This is a genomic window from Glycomyces niveus, assembly GCF_017592475.1.
In the GTDB taxonomy this organism is placed as follows: domain Bacteria; phylum Actinomycetota; class Actinomycetes; order Mycobacteriales; family Micromonosporaceae; genus Glycomyces; species Glycomyces niveus.
Genome location: NZ_JAGFNP010000005.1, coordinates 128,276 through 143,926, shown reverse-complemented (window position 1 = coordinate 143,926; position 15,651 = coordinate 128,276). Strand labels below are relative to the sequence as shown.

16 protein-coding genes, 1 tRNA gene and 1 riboswitch are annotated in these 15,651 nt (G+C 68.2%); of the genes, 4 read left to right on the top strand and 13 right to left on the bottom strand.

The genetic code is table 11. The features are described 5' to 3' along the window. The first annotated feature begins 18 nt into the window (after nt 1-18). Entirely contained in the window at nt 19-846 is an 828-nt protein-coding gene (locus J5V16_RS11250; protein ID WP_208496310.1) for a spermidine synthase, read from the top strand. Nucleotides 847-1,269: 423 nt separating this feature from the next. After that, nucleotides 1,270-1,431, top strand: a riboswitch (cyclic di-AMP (ydaO/yuaA leader). 109 nt (nt 1,432-1,540) lie between these two features. After that, nucleotides 1,541-2,428 carry a C40 family peptidase gene (locus tag J5V16_RS11245; protein ID WP_208496309.1) on the top strand — a complete coding sequence of 296 codons (888 nt, stop codon included), beginning with the start codon at nt 1,541-1,543 and terminating at the stop codon, nt 2,426-2,428. A 92-nt stretch (nt 2,429-2,520) separates the two neighbouring features. On the opposite strand, the gene J5V16_RS11240 is transcribed toward J5V16_RS11245, so the two are convergent. Then, nucleotides 2,521-3,477: a sigma-70 family RNA polymerase sigma factor gene (locus tag J5V16_RS11240; protein ID WP_205328644.1), complete on the bottom strand. Its 957-nt coding sequence runs from the start codon at nt 3,475-3,477 to the stop codon at nt 2,521-2,523. Nucleotides 3,478-4,099: 622 nt separating this feature from the next. On the opposite strand from J5V16_RS11240, the gene orn reads away from it, so the two are divergent. Together orn and J5V16_RS11230 are read left to right on the top strand one after the other, a co-directional pair. After that, on the top strand, nt 4,100-4,711 hold the full coding sequence (gene orn / locus J5V16_RS11235; RefSeq protein WP_307792927.1) for an oligoribonuclease: 612 nt from the start codon (nt 4,100-4,102) through the stop codon (nt 4,709-4,711). A 91-nt stretch (nt 4,712-4,802) separates the two neighbouring features. Further along, a tRNA-His gene (locus tag J5V16_RS11230) sits at nt 4,803-4,878 on the top strand. 110 nt (nt 4,879-4,988) lie between these two features. On the opposite strand, the gene J5V16_RS11225 is transcribed toward J5V16_RS11230, so the two are convergent. The 12 genes from J5V16_RS11225 to ngcE form a co-directional block, all read right to left on the bottom strand. Next, the gene (locus J5V16_RS11225; protein ID WP_208496308.1) at nt 4,989-5,474 is read right to left on the bottom strand and encodes a DUF1707 SHOCT-like domain-containing protein; all 486 of its coding nucleotides are present in this window, start codon (nt 5,472-5,474) and stop codon (nt 4,989-4,991) included. A gap of 37 nt (nt 5,475-5,511) precedes the next feature. Continuing rightward, nucleotides 5,512-6,027 carry a DUF1707 SHOCT-like domain-containing protein gene (locus J5V16_RS11220; protein WP_208496307.1) on the bottom strand — a complete coding sequence of 172 codons (516 nt, stop codon included), beginning with the start codon at nt 6,025-6,027 and terminating at the stop codon, nt 5,512-5,514. A gap of 24 nt (nt 6,028-6,051) precedes the next feature. Continuing rightward, nucleotides 6,052-6,888, bottom strand: a complete 837-nt coding sequence (gene map, locus J5V16_RS11215) for a type I methionyl aminopeptidase (protein ID WP_208496306.1) — start codon at nt 6,886-6,888, stop codon at nt 6,052-6,054. Nucleotides 6,889-6,893: 5 nt separating this feature from the next. After that, nucleotides 6,894-7,529, bottom strand: coding sequence for an adenylate kinase (locus J5V16_RS11210; protein WP_208496305.1), 636 nt, complete (start codon nt 7,527-7,529; stop codon nt 6,894-6,896). Nucleotides 7,530-7,570: 41 nt separating this feature from the next. Continuing rightward, nucleotides 7,571-8,908 carry a preprotein translocase subunit SecY gene (gene secY, locus J5V16_RS11205; RefSeq protein WP_208496304.1) on the bottom strand — a complete coding sequence of 446 codons (1,338 nt, stop codon included), beginning with the start codon at nt 8,906-8,908 and terminating at the stop codon, nt 7,571-7,573. 250 nt (nt 8,909-9,158) lie between these two features. Further along, nucleotides 9,159-9,632, bottom strand: coding sequence for a 50S ribosomal protein L15 (rplO, locus tag J5V16_RS11200; protein ID WP_208496303.1), 474 nt, complete (start codon nt 9,630-9,632; stop codon nt 9,159-9,161). A 2-nt stretch (nt 9,633-9,634) separates the two neighbouring features. Continuing rightward, nucleotides 9,635-9,817, bottom strand: a complete 183-nt coding sequence (gene rpmD / locus J5V16_RS11195) for a 50S ribosomal protein L30 (RefSeq protein WP_106361906.1) — start codon at nt 9,815-9,817, stop codon at nt 9,635-9,637. 11 nt (nt 9,818-9,828) lie between these two features. Continuing rightward, on the bottom strand, nt 9,829-10,470 hold the full coding sequence (rpsE, locus tag J5V16_RS11190) for a 30S ribosomal protein S5 (RefSeq protein ID WP_205328637.1): 642 nt from the start codon (nt 10,468-10,470) through the stop codon (nt 9,829-9,831). 227 nt (nt 10,471-10,697) lie between these two features. Next, complete coding sequence (locus tag J5V16_RS11185; protein ID WP_208496302.1) at nt 10,698-12,155, bottom strand: RICIN domain-containing protein; 1,458 nt, start codon at nt 12,153-12,155, stop codon at nt 10,698-10,700. A gap of 183 nt (nt 12,156-12,338) precedes the next feature. Beyond that, the gene (locus tag J5V16_RS11180; RefSeq protein WP_208496301.1) at nt 12,339-13,259 is read right to left on the bottom strand and encodes a carbohydrate ABC transporter permease; all 921 of its coding nucleotides are present in this window, start codon (nt 13,257-13,259) and stop codon (nt 12,339-12,341) included. Between the two features lie 8 nt (nt 13,260-13,267). After that, nucleotides 13,268-14,191: a carbohydrate ABC transporter permease gene (locus J5V16_RS11175; RefSeq protein ID WP_208496300.1), complete on the bottom strand. Its 924-nt coding sequence runs from the start codon at nt 14,189-14,191 to the stop codon at nt 13,268-13,270. 26 nt (nt 14,192-14,217) lie between these two features. Beyond that, entirely contained in the window at nt 14,218-15,624 is a 1,407-nt protein-coding gene (gene ngcE / locus J5V16_RS11170; protein ID WP_208496299.1) for an N-acetylglucosamine/diacetylchitobiose ABC transporter substrate-binding protein, read from the bottom strand. Nucleotides 15,625-15,651: the final 27 nt, after the last annotated feature.

Sequence of the window (15,651 nt, the reverse complement as noted above, 5' to 3'; positions counted from 1 at the left end):
CTCGGGCACAATGGGTGCGTGACTCCGCCCGAGGCCGAACGGCCCGCCCTGCGCATCGACCGCGATCCGGACCGCCCGAACCTGCTCCACCTCGTCGCCGACGAGGTCGTGCAGGCGACCGTCGACCTCGACGACCCGTCCTATCTGGATGCCGAGTACATGCAGCGGATCGCCTACCTCGTCGACGCCATGGCCGAGCCGAAGCAGCCGCTGCGGGTGCTGCACCTGGGCGCGGGCGGGCTGGCGATGGCCCGGTACGTTGCGGCGACCCGGCCGGGCTCGTACCAGCAGGCAGTCGAGACGAACCAGGAGCTCGTGGCGCTCGTGCGCGCCGAGGCGCCGCTGCCGCGGGGCGTGAAGGTGAAGATCCGGCACATGGACGCGCGCGAGGCGGTCGAGTCCGCGCCGGACGCGAGCTACGAGCTGATCGTGACCGACGTGTACGCGGGCGCGCGCGTGCCCGCGCACGTCACGAGCACCGAGTTCCTGCACGAGGCGCACCGCGTGCTGCGCCCGGGCGGGCATTACGCGGTGAACCTGTGCGACGGCGGCCAGATGCGCTTCCTGAAGCCGGCCCTCGCGGCGATGGGCGTGGTGTGGCCGCATGTGGCGGTCATGGCCGAGCCCGCGGTCCTGCGCGGCCGCCGCTTCGGCAACGTCGTCGCCGTCGCGGCCGACGTCGAACTCCCGATCGCCGCCCTCCGCCGCCGCTGCGCCGGCGCAGCCTTCCCCTGCCGCGTCCTGGAAGGCACCGAACTCAAGGAGTACATCGCCGGCGCACCACCGGCCACCGACGCCACCGCGATCCAATCCCCGCCACCCCCGCGCTCCCTCCGCAGCTTCTGAACCCCGACCGCGCCGGGCGCGCCTCCCGACGGCGCCCGATGTCGTACCCCGCCGCGCACTCCTTCACAGCCCGGGGGATCCACGCCACGCCCCGTTGTCGTACCCCGCAGGCACTATCGAAACCGGGGGCGGATGCGAACCCGAGCGTTCCTCGCCCGCGCCGCCCCTCCCTCCCCACCTTCGACTCACGGCCAACCCTCCCTCGGCCGTTCGGGCAATAAATCCGCTGGATAGTGGCCCTCCCTCCCCGCGCGTCCCCACTGTCCGTTACTGGACCGTGGAGCGACTCACAGAGGGCTTGGCGATTCGGGTCACCATGCGTTAGCGTCGGCGCCTGTTCCGGTCGGGTCCTCAGGGTTCCCCCAGAGACCCACCCGCCCGGACCGCCGAGCCGCGCTCGCATGACGCCCGTTCCTCCCGGTTCCGGGCGAAACACCGATGCGCGGGCCGGGGACCCAGCCGCGTCCACGCCCCCAGTCGCGTGGACGCACGGGGTGAATCCCGCTGCAGCGCAGCCGCAGCGGGTAGGGCACCTTCCCTGCCCGAACCCGACAGCTAACCCGGTAGGCGGATGAGGAAGAAAGGCCACCTCGTGGCTCACGCCTGCTCTGAAACTGCACAACGTTCACGAACCAGCGCCATCCTTCGCCGCGTCGCGATCTACACGGGGGTCACCTGCGCCACCGTCGGACTCGTGACCGCCTTCTCCGGCACCCAAGCCGACGCGGCCGACATCGACTACACCGCCGCTTCCGCCTCCGAGATCGAAGCGCACCTCGCCGATCTCGAAGCGCAGCGCGACACCGCCGCCGCCGACCTCAAGGGCCTCCAGACCCGGCTCGACGCGGCCCAAACCGTCATCGACGCCGCCGCCGCGGAGTACGGCTCCTCGAATGCGCAGCTCACCGTCGTCACCGCCGCGGTCGAATCCGCCGAAGACGACCTCGACGCCAAGGTCTCCACCCTGGTGGCCTACGCGCAGGAGCAGTCCGACAAGTACGAGGAGGCGCAGACCGCCTCCGAGACCGCCGACGAGCTCACCGCCGACATCACCACGGTCGAGCAGCAGATCGCCGACCTCGACGGACAGATCGACGAGGCCGAGAAGGCCCACGACGAAGCCGAGGCCGCCGAAGCCGCGGCCGCGGCCGCCGCTGCGGCCGAGTCCGAGGCCGCCGCGTCGAGCGAGTCGTCGTCCTCCGGCTCGGACTCCGGCTCGACCCCGAGCTACAGCGCCGACGCCGCGACCGCCGCGGTCGAGTTCGCCCGCGACCAGCTCGGCGAGTCCTACGTCTACGGCGCCGCCGGCCCCGACACCTGGGACTGCTCCGGCCTCGTCCAGGGCGCCTACGCGGTCTCCGGAATCTCGCTGACGCACTACACGAACGCGATCTGGGACGAGACCAGCGCGATCGACCGGTCCGACCTGAAGCCGGGCGACCTCGTGTTCTACAACGGCCTGGGCCACATGGCGATCTACATCGGCGACGGCCAGGTCATCCACGCCCCCAAGCCGGGCGACGTCGTCAAGGTCGCCGACCTCGACATGGGCATGTCCATCGACGGCTACCGCCGCGTCTGACCGAAACCGCGTACGACGGAAGGGCCGGGGCTTTCGCCCCGGCCCTTCCGCCTTATATCGCTAGTGCCTGCGCGCCTTTAATGCCTGCGCAGTCAAGCCGCCTCGGCCATGACCTGGTCGTTGGCCAGCTCCTTGAGGCGGGCCAGCGCCTGGATCTCGAGCTGGCGGATGCGCTCACGCGACAGGTGGAACCGGTGCGCGACCTCCGTGAGCGAGTGCTCGCGGCCGTCCTCGAGCCCGTAGCGGGCCTTGACGATCCCCGCCGAGCGCTCGTCGAGGTGGTTGAGCATCATCTCGATGCGCTGGCGCTCCATGCCGGCGAGGACGACGTCCTCGGGGCTGGGCTCGTCGGAGTCGGCGACGAGGTCGCCGAGGTTGGTGTCGCCGTCGTCGCCGATCGGCGTGTCCAGCGAGACGGTGTCCTGGCTCCAGCGGATGAGCTCGTTGACCCGCTCGACCGTGACGCCGAGAGCCTTGGCGACCTGGTCGGGTTCGGGGTCGCCGCCGAGCTCGCGGGTGAGCTGGCGGGTGACGTTGCGCATCCGGTTGACGTCCTCGACCAGGTGCACCGGCAGGCGCACGGTGCGCTCCTGCTGGGCGATCGCCCGGCTGATGGCCTGGCGGATCCACCACGTGGCGTAGGTCGAGAACTTGAAGCCGCGCTGGTAGTCGAATTTCTCGACGGCGCGGACCAGGCCCGTGTTGCCCTCCTGGATCAGGTCGAGCATCGGCATCCCGGAACGGACGTAGCGGCGGGCGATCGAGACGACCAGCCGCAGGTTCGCCTTGATGAACTGCTCTTTCGCCTTGGCGCCGTCTTCGACCAGGCGCTTCAGGTCCTTCTCGGTGGCGTCGCCGAAGGTCTCCCCCTCGCCGAGCAGGTGCTTCGCGAACAGGCCGGCCTCGACCGCCTTCGCCAAGTCGACCTCGGCGGCGGCGTCAAGCAGCGGCGTCTTCGAGATCTCATGCAGGTAGACACCCACAAGGTCTCGTTCCTCAGCGACCTCTTCGGTGGTGAGGGTGGGTGTTGTCGTTTGCTCCACGCTCAAGGTCTCCTCCAGCTTCCTCGTCCCCCGACACCGCGTGAGCGGTGTACCAGTTACAACGACCGCTTCGTTGCGTGGAATTCCGTGCCCCGGTGTTCGATGCGCCACGGTTACGGAATCGATGCGGTTCGGTGGCCGCTGGGTTTTTCAGGCCCAGTGGCTCCGCACCGTTTCGAGTACCCGTTTTCATCGGCTAAGCTCGGTTCACGGCTCCTGTCTCTGAGACGGAGCCGCGTCGGCCCCATGATGCCTCTGAGACGGAGATCACCTCACCTCTGTCGAGGTCTGATGACCCGAGTCCTGGTCACGGTATCGTCTCCGGCTTGCTTCATCGCAAACCTTCAATCTCTAGGGGTACACGCGCCTTACCTTGAAAAAGTTGAGAGATCATCTTATTGCGGCCCTAATCACTGCGATACGGGCCGCAAAGGCGGCGACGCTCTGATACCCGCACCATAGCGGACGGTAGCGGTGACAAGCAACACCTTTCCCAGGCGTTGATGTCCGATTCCGAACACCCCTCGTTCTACTTCAAGTGTCCGCCCTCCGGCCCTCGCGCGGGGGCGCTTCCGACGCCGTGACACGTAGATCACCTCACGTGCTACTTGCGCGTAGAGTTGGCCCGGTGACTGAAGAACGCCTAGTGTGGGTCGACTGCGAAATGACCGGCCTCGACCCCGAGATTGAAGCCCTCATCGAGATCGCCGTACTCGTCACGGAACCCGACCTCACCCCCCTGGACGAAGGCATCGACATCGTCATCGCCTGCGAAGGCCGGGTGCTGGAGAACATGGGGGCGTTCGTCGCCGACATGCACGCCAAGTCCGGGCTCACGGATGAAGTGCGGGCTTCGCGAATCTCCTTGCAGGAGGCCGAGGACACGGTCCTGGAGTACATCAAGCAGCACGTGCCCGAGGCGCGCACCGCCCCGCTGTGCGGCAACTCCATCGCCACCGACCGCACCTTCATCACCAAGTACATGCCGCGCCTGGACGACCACCTGCACTACCGCATGATCGACGTGTCCTCCATCAAGGAGCTCGCCCGCCGCTGGTACCCGCGCGTCTACTACAACCAGCCGCCCAAGGGCCTCGCGCACCGCGCCCTCGCCGACATCAAGGAGAGCGTGCAGGAGCTCGAGTACTACCGCCGCACCCTGTTCGTGCCCCTGCCCGGGCCGAGCAGCGACGAGGCGAAGGCCGCGGCGGCGAGCATCGCCGGAACGCCCCAGGACTGAGACGGCCGACACCGAACCCCGTTGACAGGAACACGGGAAGCTTGGCTATGATTGTCGCCGGTCCCCGGGTTTCCCGGCGGAACCGGTCTTGGTGGTCGTAGCTCAGCTGGTAGAGCACCTGGTTGTGGTCCAGGAGGTCGCGGGTTCAAGCCCCGTCGGTCACCCCAGGCAAGAAGGCTCTGTGAGCAGGTGTTCAGCCGTTCACAGAGCCTTTTTTCGTAGCCCGGGTCCGGTGCGACATGCCGGCGCCGTGGCACCGGCCGTAGCACCACCGCTATCAGTTTCGCTTGCGGCGCAACCGCTCGCGGCGTTTGCGCTCCTCCCCCGGGCGGATGATGGTCCGCTCGGCGATCGTGAGCACCGTGGCCACGACCCCCAGCGGGATCGCCACCCACACCGGCCAGAAGTACTGGTGGCTGCCCGACAGGAAGAACACGAACGCCCACACGCCGGTGACGATGCCGATCGGGATCGAGACGCCCGCCCACAGCCACTTGATCCACTCGGGGGTCCCCAGCTTGTCGGGCGCGAACGCGTCGGCCTGGGCCTGCAGGACGCGCTGATAGGCCGGCAGGTCCGCGAGGACGACCTCGGTCTCCCCGACGGTCTTCGCCGCCATGAGGGTGTCGACGCGTTTCTCGTACTCGTCGAGGTCGATGTAGCCCTGGTCCACGGCGGAGCGCAGGATCTCGGTCAGGGAGGCTCGCTCGGCGTTGCCGATCCGCATCTCGTTGTCGCCGCCGAAGCGTTCGAGGGAGGACATGGGGGTGCTCCTTGTATTGGGGGGCAAGGGGGTCCGGTCAGTAGCGGTCGCCGCGGCGGCGGTCGCGCCGCCGGCGCTCGTCCTCGTCGTCACCGTCGTCGTCGCCGCCCCAGCCGCCGTTCACGAACTGCATGACGGTGGCGATGCCGAGGCCGAGGATCGGCCAGATCGGCCAGAAGTACGTCGGTTCACCGGTGCCGATCCACGTGGCGACCCAGATCGCGGTGGTGATGCCGCCGACGGTGATGAGACCGCGCAGGGCCGGGAACCGGTGGATCCAGGGCCGGCCGCCGTGCATGTGGCCGTGTACGCCCGGGGCGGGCGGCCCGGCCTGCTCGGACGGGACGACCTCGCCCGTCTTGGGGCGGCCGCCGGGAAGGTCCTCGAAGATGAGGTCGAGTTCGGCGTTCGTCTTCGCCTCGTAGGCGGTCTTGGCGCGCTCATCGAACTCGGCGAGGTCGATGCGGCCCTCGTCGAGGGCGGCCTGCAGCTGCGCGATCGCCTTGTCGCGGTCGGCGTTGGAGATGCGCAGCTTGCCTTGGTCTTCGGTCACGAAGCCAATTATGGCACCGGGGTCCTATTCGGCGCGAGCCGCGCTCGCGGCCGCATCGCCCAGCTGTTCGACGCCGCCGTCAGGGGCCGTGAGGACCCAGACGCCGTCCTCGCACAGGGCGATGGTGTGCTCGACGTGCGCGGCGACCGAGCCGTCGTCCGTGACGATCGTCCAGCCGTCGGCCAGCTCCGCGGTGTCCTCCGAGCCGAGCGTGAGCATCGGCTCGATCGCGAGGGCCATGCCCGGGCGCAGCTTCGGGCCCTCGCTGGGGCGGCCGTAGTTGAGGATGTGCGGGTCCTGGTGCATCTCGGTGCCGATGCCGTGCCCGCCGAAGCCCGTGACGATCCCGTATTCGCCCGAGTGCTCCACGGAGTGCTCGATGGCGTGGGAGATCCCGCCGAGGCGCTTGGCGGTGCCCGCGGCCTTGATCCCGGCCCACATGGCGGCCTCGCAGGCCTCGCGCAGAGCCGTCAGCTCGGGGGCGACCTGGCCGATCTCGATGGTGATCGCCGCGTCCCCGTGCCAGCCGTCGACGATCGCGCCGACGTCGACCGAGAGGAGGTCGCCCTCCTTGAGGACCGCGTCCTCCGAGGGGATCGCGTGGACGACCTGCTCGTTCACCGACGAGCAGATCGAGCCCGGGTAGGGGCCGTTGCCGATGTCGTAGCCCTTGAAGGAGGGCACGGCACCGCAGTCGCGGATGACGTGCTCGGCGATGCGGTCGAGTTCCGCCGTCGTCACGCCCGGGCCGGCCGATTCGCGCATGGCCTGGTGCACCTCGGCCACGACGAGGCCGGCCTTGCGCATCTTGCGGATCTGCTCGGGCGTCTTGTACTGGATGTGCTGGCGACGGCGGAACACGGCGGCTATTCCGCGGCGCCGATGGCGTTCAGGGCGCGCTCGGTGATCTCGGCGACCTCGCCGATCGCGTCGATGCGCACGAGCTTGCCCTGCTCCTCGTAGTAGCCCACGAGCGGCGCGGTCTGCTCGGCGTAGACCTTGAGACGGTTCTTGATCGTCTCGGGCTGGTCGTCCGTGCGCTGGTAAAGGTCGTCGGAGTCGGGGTCCGCGGGCGGGTCGAACTCCAGGTGGTAGACCTTGCCGGTCGACTTCGAGACGCGGCGGCCCGACAGGCGGCGCACGACCTCGTCGTCACTGGCGACCAGCTCCAGGGCCAGGTCCAGCGTGGCGCCCGCCGCTTCGAGGACCCGGTCGAGGACCTTGGCCTGCTCGGTGTTGCGGGGGTAGCCGTCGAGCAGGAAGCCCGCCTTGGCGTCGTCCTCGGCCAGCCGGTCGGCCACCATCTCGTTGGTGACCTCGTCGGGCACGAGGTTCCCGGCGTCCATGTACTCCTTGGCCTTGAGGCCGAGCGGGGTGCCGCCGGAGACGTTGGCGCGGAAGATGTCGCCGGTCGAGATCTTGGGGATGCCGAGCCGCTCGGCGATGATCTCCGCCTGGGTGCCCTTGCCGGCCCCGGGCGGGCCTACGAGTACCAGTCGCACAGTTGTTCCTCCCGTGTCGTCCCTATGAAGGTTTTCCTACGTCAGCGGAGGAAGCCCTCGTAGTGGCGCTGCATCAGCTGGGACTCGATCTGCTTGACCGACTCCAGGCCGACGCCCACCATGATCAGCACCGAAGTACCGCCGAACGCGAACTGTGCGAACAGCTGCTGGTTACCGAACGCGATGATGGCCAGATTGGGAAGGATAGCGATCGCGGCCAGGTAAAGCGAGCCCGGGAAGGTCAGGCGTGACAGGACTCGCTGCAAGTAGGTCGCGGTGGGCTTGCCGGGGCGCACGCCGGGGATGAACCCGCCGGCCTTCTTCATGTTCTCGGCGACGTCGTCGACCTTGAAGGTGATCGAGACGTAGAAGTACGTGAAGAAGATGATCAGGAACGCGTACAGCGTGATGTACACCCACGAGCCCTGGTTCAGCAGGTAGCGGTCGATGAAGCCGACCCACTCGGAGTCGCTGTTCTGGTTGAGCTGGCGGAACAGCGTCGGGATGTACAGCAGCGAGGAGCCGAAGATGACGGGCACGACGCCGGCCTGGTTGACCTTGAGCGGGATGTAGGTCGAGGTGCCGCCGTACATCCGGCGGCCGACCATCTTCTTGGCGTACTGCACCGGGATGCGCCGCTGCGACTGCTCGATGAAGATGACCGCGACCATGATCGCGATGCAGAGCCCGATGATCACGCTGAACATGAACCAGCCCTCGGACTTCTGCAGGGACCAGAACTGGCCCGGCATCTGCGCCGCGATCGAGGCGAAGATGAGGAGGCTCATGCCGTTGCCGACGCCGCGCTCGGTGATCTGCTCGCCGAACCACATGATGATCGCGGTGCCCGCGACCATGACGGCCACGACGACGATGACGGTCATCCAGTAGGGGATGTTCGCTTCCGAGTCGGACAGGTCCGGCAGGATCGGGGTCGGGCACTCGGCCTGGAACAGGATGCCCGAGCGCGCCAGCGCGATGTAGCCGGAGGCCTGGAGCAGGGCGAGGCCCAGCGTCAGGTACCGGGTGTACTGGGTGATCTTGACCTGGCCCGGCTGGCCCTCCTTGCGGAGCTGCTCGAGCCTGGGGATCACGACCGTCAACAGCTGCATGATGATCGACGCGGTGATGTACGGCATGACGCCGAGCGCGAAGACCGAGAGCTGGAGGAGCGCTCCACCGGTGAAGAGGTTCAGGAGCCCGAAGACGCCGGCCTCATCGTTGGGCTGCATGTTGAGGCAGGTCTGCACTGCCGCATAGTCCACGCCGGGACTCGGCATCTGCGCACCAAGACGATACAGTCCGATGATCATCAAGGTGAACAGGATCTTCTTGCGCAGATCGGGGGTCCGAAACGCGCTGATGAAGGCGGAGAGCAATGCGGTTCCTCCTGAACAAGACCCCCTGGCGGGGCCCTAGGCGTTGCGGGGCAACGCCTTTCGTAACCAGTGGGCGTGTGTAGTTCGTAGCGGGAGCGTCACTCGCCCGAGGAAGACGGTGGTGCTCGCCATGGGAGCCTAGCAGGCGCATTCGGACGCAGAGTATTCGGCATTCATTACGACGAAACGGGCCGGAGTTCCCTCCGACCCGTTTCGCGGATCTGGTGTTCGAACGGCTCGCGCCTGGGACTTAAGCGTCCAGGGCCTCGCCGGTCTTCTTGTCCACCACGGTGGCCGAGCCACCGGCGGCGGCGATCTTGGTGACGGCGGAAGCGGAGAAGGCGTGGGCCTTCACGTCCAGCTTGACGCCTTCGAGCTCGCCGGAGCCGAGGACCTTGATGAGCTCCTTCTTGTTGAGGACACCCACCTCGATCAGCTGCTCGGGGCCGACCTGGCCGCCCTCGGGGAAGAGCTCCGCGAGGCGATCGAGGTTGACCACGGTGTAGACGAGCTTGTTGTGCGGCTTGAAGCCCTTGAGCTTCGGCAGGCGGATCTGGAGCGGCTGCTGGCCGCCCTCGAACCCGGCCGGCACGGTCTTGCGGGCCTTGGTGCCCTTGGTGCCGCGACCGGCCGTCTTGCCCTTGGAGCCCTCACCGCGACCGACGCGGGTCTTGGCGGTCTTGGCGCCGGGGGCGGGCTGCAGGTCATGAATGCGGATAGCCATGACTACTCGACCTCCTCGACGTCGACCAGGTGACGGACACGGTGGACCATGCCGCGGTACTGCGGGAGGTCCTCTTTGTAGACGGTCTGGCCGATCTTGCGCAGGCCGAGCGTCTGGATGGTCGCACGGGCCTTCGGCTTCTCACCGATGACCGACTTGTGCTGGGTGATCTTCAAACGTGCCATGTCGAGTACCCCTAAGCCTTCGCGGCCGCGGCGGCCTCGGCGCGGGCGCGCAGCAGGCCCTGAGGAGCGATGTCCTCGAGCGCCATGCCGCGGCGGGCCGCGACGGCCTCCGGGGATTCGAGGCCCTTGAGCGCGGCCACCGTCGCGTGGACGATGTTGATCGCGTTCGAGGAGCCCAGGGACTTCGACAGGACGTCGTGGACGCCGGCGCATTCGAGGACGGCGCGCACGGGGCCGCCCGCGATGACACCGGTACCCGCGGAGGCGGGCTTCAGGAGCACGCGGCCGGCCGCGTCCTCGCCGAAGACCTCGTGCGGGATGGTGCCGCCGATGCGGGGGACCTTGAAGAAGTTCTTCTTCGCCTCTTCAACGCCCTTGGCGATGGCGGCGGGAACTTCCTTGGCCTTGCCGTAGCCGACGCCGACGTTGCCGTCACCGTCGCCGACCACCACGAGGGCGGTGAAGGCGAAGCGGCGGCCGCCCTTGACGACCTTGGCCACGCGGTTGATGGTGACTACGCGCTCGACGTGCGGGGACTTCTCGGCGCGGTCGCGACCGCGACCGCCCTCGCGTCCACCGCGCCCGCCGCGACCGCCGCGGCGGTCGCCGCCGCCGTCCCGGCCGCCGGCGGCAGCTTGCTGTTGATCAGCCACGAGACTGATTCCTTTCGTTCGCTCAACGCCAGCCCGAAATCAGGCTGACTCGCATGGAATTTCCGGATTCGAGACCCGGAGGAGCCGCGCCCAGGGCGCAACCTCTCGATTATGCCTGGTCAGGGGTTGTTCGGCGAACGGCGGGGTCGGGCTGAGGCCGGGGACACAGCGGGACCGCCGCCAGAGCAGCGCATGAGGCCGGCGGCGGTCCCAGTATGAGGCGGGCGCTAGAGGCCGGTCACGTCCCATTGCTGGCTCGTGGAGCCGTTGCAGGCGGCCTGCACGATGGCGGCGCTGTTGGCGGTGGAGGCGGGCTGGAGGCACAGCCCGGAGTGCTGGGCGACGATGGCGTAGTTGCCGTTGGCCGAGGCGCGCAGGGAGAAGCGCTGGTTGCCGCCGGCCCAGCAGCCCCATTGGCCGACGGGCGCGCCGCCGGCGGTGGACTGGTCGAGGACGTCCCAGCACTTGCCGGTGGCGGTGTTGGAGACGGCGCCGACCTTGGAGCCGGGGTAGACGGGGTCGAAGGTGAAGGCCTGGGGCGCGCCGTTCCAGCAGTCGTACTGGATGAGCTTGGTGCCGTCGGTGGACGAGCCCGCGGGCACGTCGATGCAGCGGCCGGAGGCGGCGTTGACGAACTTGGTGCCGTAAGGGCTGCCGTCCTCGGTGCCGACGACGCCCTGGATGGTGCCCGCGGCGGCGTCGATGTTGAGGGTGGAGTACCAGGTGAGGGTCATGCTGGTGTTGCTCGGGAAGCTGATGGGCAGCCACACGTACTCGCTGTCCATGGGCTTGCCGCCCCATTGCGGGCCCCAGCGGTCGCCCATGTAGAGGTAGCTGGTCCCGGCCGTGCCCTGCACGGTGGTGACGAAGGTCGGCTGGGAGCCGTAGGTGGTGGAGTTCCCGGCGTTGGTCCAGCCGGACCAGGCGCCTTCGGGGAAGTTCGCGGTGGTGGCGTACTGGGTCTGGTTGGCGTTCCAGCCGGTCGCGCCGGAGGTGACGAGGAAGTAGACGCCGTTGCGCTGGAAGACGGCCGGGGCCTCGCGGTGGTAGCCGTCGAAGACGTGGACCAACTCGTCGATGGCGAGGTAGTCGGGGGTGAGGCGGTAGACGTTGAGGTCGTAGTTCACGTCGGCGGCGGAGATGAGGTAGCCGGTGCCGTCGGAGTCGACGAAGAGCGTCATGTCGCGGGAGTCGTACCCGGCGGGCCGGAAGGAGCCCTGGTAGGTGTAGTCGCCGTCGACGGTGTCGGAGACCGCGACGGCCACTTCGGCGTCGCCGTAGTCGACGCCGTTCTCCTTGTGGGCCCAGAGGACGTACTTGCCGGTGCTGGCGTTGTAGATGACCTTGGGGCGCTCGATGTTGGACGGGGAGAGGTCGGGGTGGGACTCGGCGCTGAGGATGTCGTTCTCGAAGGTCCAGTTCACGAGGTCGGTGGAGGAGTACATGCTGACCTGGTCGAACAGGTAGCCGTTGCGCTGCTCGCCGACCAGGTAGTAGGTGTTGCCGACCTTGAGCATCCCGCCGCCGTGGGCGTGCATGAGGTTGCCTGCGGTGTCGGTGATGGTCTGGCCGTTGTCGAACGCGACCGGCGCCGCCGTGGCGGGGGCCGGGGCGGCCAGGCCGAGGGCCGTGGTCACGAGGGCCGTCGCGGCGGCGAGGGCGCCGAACCGCTTCCTTGTTGACATCGTCGTCTCCTTCGCGGGCGCCCCAAGGGAAAGGGCGTGATCGAATCATTTCGATATTTCCACAGATTCGAACCCTTGTAAACACCCTTCGACAAACCCGTTGATTAACTCCTTTCGGCGAAGCTCGCGAGCCGTCGATTCGCAGCGTGCGCTGGGGCGACGCACGACCGGTGCGGGTGAGTGCTACTTGATGGCCCCCGCGGTGAGGCCGGCCTGGATCTGGCGCTGGAAGAGCACGTACGCGATGAAGATCGGGATCATGGCGAGCACGGTCCCGGCGAACAGCGCGCCCGAGTCCCCTTCGTAGCCTTGGCGCAGCGCGAGGTTGGCCAGGCCCTGGGAGATCATCGCGTCGTCGGGGTTGCGGCCCAGGAGCACCAGCGGCAGCAGGAACTGGTTCCACTGGCCGATGACGTTGAAGATCGTGATCGCCACCAGCCCGGGCTTGGCCATGGGCAGCATGACCTGGAAGAACAGGCGGTAGTGCCCGGCCCCGTCGACGACCGCGGCCTCGGCCACACCCGTGGGGAGCGTTCGGAAGAACGCGGTCAGGAAGAAGACCGTGAACGGCAGCGAGTACGCGATGTACACGATCACCAGGCCGGTGTACGTGTTCAGCAGCGACACGTTCTGCAGGGTCTTGAACAGCGGGAACAGGGCCAGGAACACCGGGAACATCATCCCGGCGGCGAACCCGAAGTACACGACGCGGTTCCCGGGGAACTCGTAGCGCGCCAGCACATACGCGGCCATGGCGCCCAGGAGCATCGTGCCGGTGACGCTGAAGACCAGCACGGTCACGGTGTTGAGGAAGTAGCCGCCGATGTTGCCGTTCGTCCAGGCGTTCAGGTAGTTCGCCCAGTGCGGCGCCGCCGGCAGGCCCAGCGGATCGGAGGCGATCTCCCGCGTGGTCTTGAAGGAGGACATGACGATCCAGACCACGGGGACGATCACCATGAGCGCCCACAGCCACAGGAAGCCGTGGGAGAAGACGTTGAGCACGTTCCCTTCGGGGCGCGGGGCGCGCTGCGGGGTCCGCGCGGTCGGGGCCTCCGTGGAGGCCTCGCCTTCGGCGGTGCTGCCGGGGGCGGTGTCGGTTGCCATGTCGCTCCTCAGAACTCGATCCGCTCGCGGCGGCCGAACCGCAGCGACACGACCGCCAAGGACAGGGCGGCGAAGAACAGGACCACGCCCAGCGCCGACGCGAACGCCTGCTCGCCGTGGTTGAACGCGTACTTCCAGATGACGCCGCCGACCACTTCGCTCGCCGCGTCGGGGCCGCCGCGCTCGGGCGTCATCATGTAGATGAGGACGAACACGTCGAGGGCGACGATCGAGAGGTAGATCCACGCCGTCTGCACCGAGTCCCACAGCAGCGGCAGCGTGATCCGGAAGAACATCGGGCCGCGCCCGGCCCCGTCGATCACGGCCGCCTCGTAGAGGTCGCGCGGGATCGACGCCATCGCCGACGAGAAGAACACCAGGTAGAAGCCGACCGCGCTCCACACGAGCACGCCGATCACGGCCGCGAGCACGAACCGCGTGTCGGCCAGGAACCCGTTGACCGGGGCCGGGAGCCCCACCGCGGTCAGCGCCCCGGTGATGAGCCCGCCGAAGTTCTCGGGCGCATACACCTGCTTCCACAGGATGCCGATGATCGCCACCGACAGCACCTGCGGGAAGAAGTAGACGACCTTGTGGAACCGGGCCCCGCGCACGCCTTCGATGCGGCCCCGGCGGACCCGGCCGCCGAGGTTGAGCATGAACGCGAAGAACAGGCCCAGCGCGATCGTCACGAGCGGCAGCACCACCAGGATGATCCCCGTGTGCCGCAAGGCCGGCAGCACCAGCCGCTCGTCCTTGAACAGGTTCGCGTAGTTGTCGAACCCGATGTACTCGAACGAGTTCGACGACCCCGACCAGTCGGTCAGGGAGATCTGGAAGGCCTGGGCGAACGGCAGGATCACCAGCCAGGCGTACAGCCCCACCGGCAGCGCCAGGAAGCTCAGGATGAACGGGTACCTGCCGTGCTTCACAGCCCAGGCCCTCCTCTCGCGTTCGACTAGTCCTCGTGGGTGAACTTCTCGATGGTGTCGTCGGCGGCGGTCTCGTCCGCGACGGCCTGCATCCGCTGGAGGAACTCCTCGGGCGTCGACTCGGCGTTGATGAGCTGGCCGAGCGCGGGCCGCACCTCCTCGTTCATCTTCGTGTACCAGTACCGGAACTGCGGCTGGAACATGTCGTCCGGATTGGACACCAGCGCGTCGGTCATCTTGGCGGCCTCGTTGTCGAGCGCGACGCCCTTGACGACGGTGGCGGCCTGCACGGTGTCGCCGAAGATCTGCGAGCCCTCCTTGGAGAGCATGATCCGCAGGTACTCGTACGCGCCGGCGAGGTTGGTCGCGTTCTTGGGCACCACGAACGGCTCGTCGCCGCCCGCGCTGATGAGCCCGGGCTGGACGCTGCCGGCCAGCGCGGGCACGCCCATCGGGGCGTACTCGAAGTCGGCGGGCGCGATCGCCTTCTGCTCGTTGGGGAGCCAGGACCCGCACGGCAGGAACGCGGCCTCGTTGTTGTTGAAGGCCGTCTGCGACTGGATGTGGTCGATGCCCGCGCTGCCCTCGAGGAGGAACCCTGACGCGCCGATGCTGTGCATCGCCTCGGCCGCCAGCGCCACCGACTCGTGCTCCCAGGCGCCCGCCTTGAGGTTGTCGATGTCCTTGAGGACCTGGACGCCGCCGTGGCGGCCGGCGAGCATGAGGAACATGTCGTAGAGGTAGACGGGGTGCTGGCCGGCGTAGGTCCACGGCGCGATCCCGGCGGCCTTGATGGTGGGGCAGAGGGCGATCATCTCGTCCCACGTGGTCGGCGGGGTCCAGCCCTGGTCGCGGAAGAGCTTGGCGTCGTACCAGATCGTCCAGGCGTTGAACACGTAGTTGAGGGCGAAGACCTTGCCGTTGAAGGTGCCCGCTTCGAGCACGCCCTCGCGGAGGGTGTCGCGGACGGTGAGTTCCGGGTCGTCGTAGGAGGGGGCGTCGAGCAGCGGGGTGAGCTCGGCGAGCTCGCCGTCGCCGACGAGGGCGTCCATGGGGATCTGCTGGGCGCCGGAGTTGTCGAGGACGTCGGCGGGCTTGCCTTCGGCGAAGCGCGGCTGCTGGGTCTCGGCGATGGCCTGCGTGGCCAGGTGGGTGATCTCGGCGTCGGGGAAGGCGCGCTTGTAGATCTCCTGGTGGGCGACGGCGTACTCGTTGCCGAAGCCGCCGTCGAAGATGACGACGTCCAAGGGGGCCTTGGGGTCGACGCCGAAGGGGTTCTCGGCGTCCTCCCCCACGGTGACCTCGCCGCCCTCGTCGTCGCTGCCGCTGGTGGCGCAGGCCGCCAGCGAGGAGGCGGCGAGTCCGGCTGCGGTGGCGCCGAACAGGTTGCGGCGGTTGAATATCGGTTGCTTGTCGGCTGCAGTGTTCCTCATGGGTCGCTCCTTCAAGGGGTAGCAGGG

What these genes read in the sequence shown, in the direction of transcription:
- J5V16_RS11225 (WP_208496308.1), bottom strand. Translation starts at nt 5,474, where the DNA reads ATGTCCTCCCTCGAACGCTTCGGCGGCGACAACGAGATGCGGATCGGC.
- rplO (WP_208496303.1), bottom strand. Translation starts at nt 9,632, where the DNA reads ATGGCTATCCGCATTCATGACCTGCAGCCCGCCCCCGGCGCCAAGACC.
- rpmD (WP_106361906.1), bottom strand. Translation starts at nt 9,817, where the DNA reads ATGGCACGTTTGAAGATCACCCAGCACAAGTCGGTCATCGGTGAGAAG.
- J5V16_RS11185 (WP_208496302.1), bottom strand. Translation starts at nt 12,155, where the DNA reads ATGTCAACAAGGAAGCGGTTCGGCGCCCTCGCCGCCGCGACGGCCCTC.
- J5V16_RS11180 (WP_208496301.1), bottom strand. Translation starts at nt 13,259, where the DNA reads ATGGCAACCGACACCGCCCCCGGCAGCACCGCCGAAGGCGAGGCCTCC.
- ngcE (WP_208496299.1), bottom strand. Translation starts at nt 15,624, where the DNA reads ATGAGGAACACTGCAGCCGACAAGCAACCGATATTCAACCGCCGCAAC.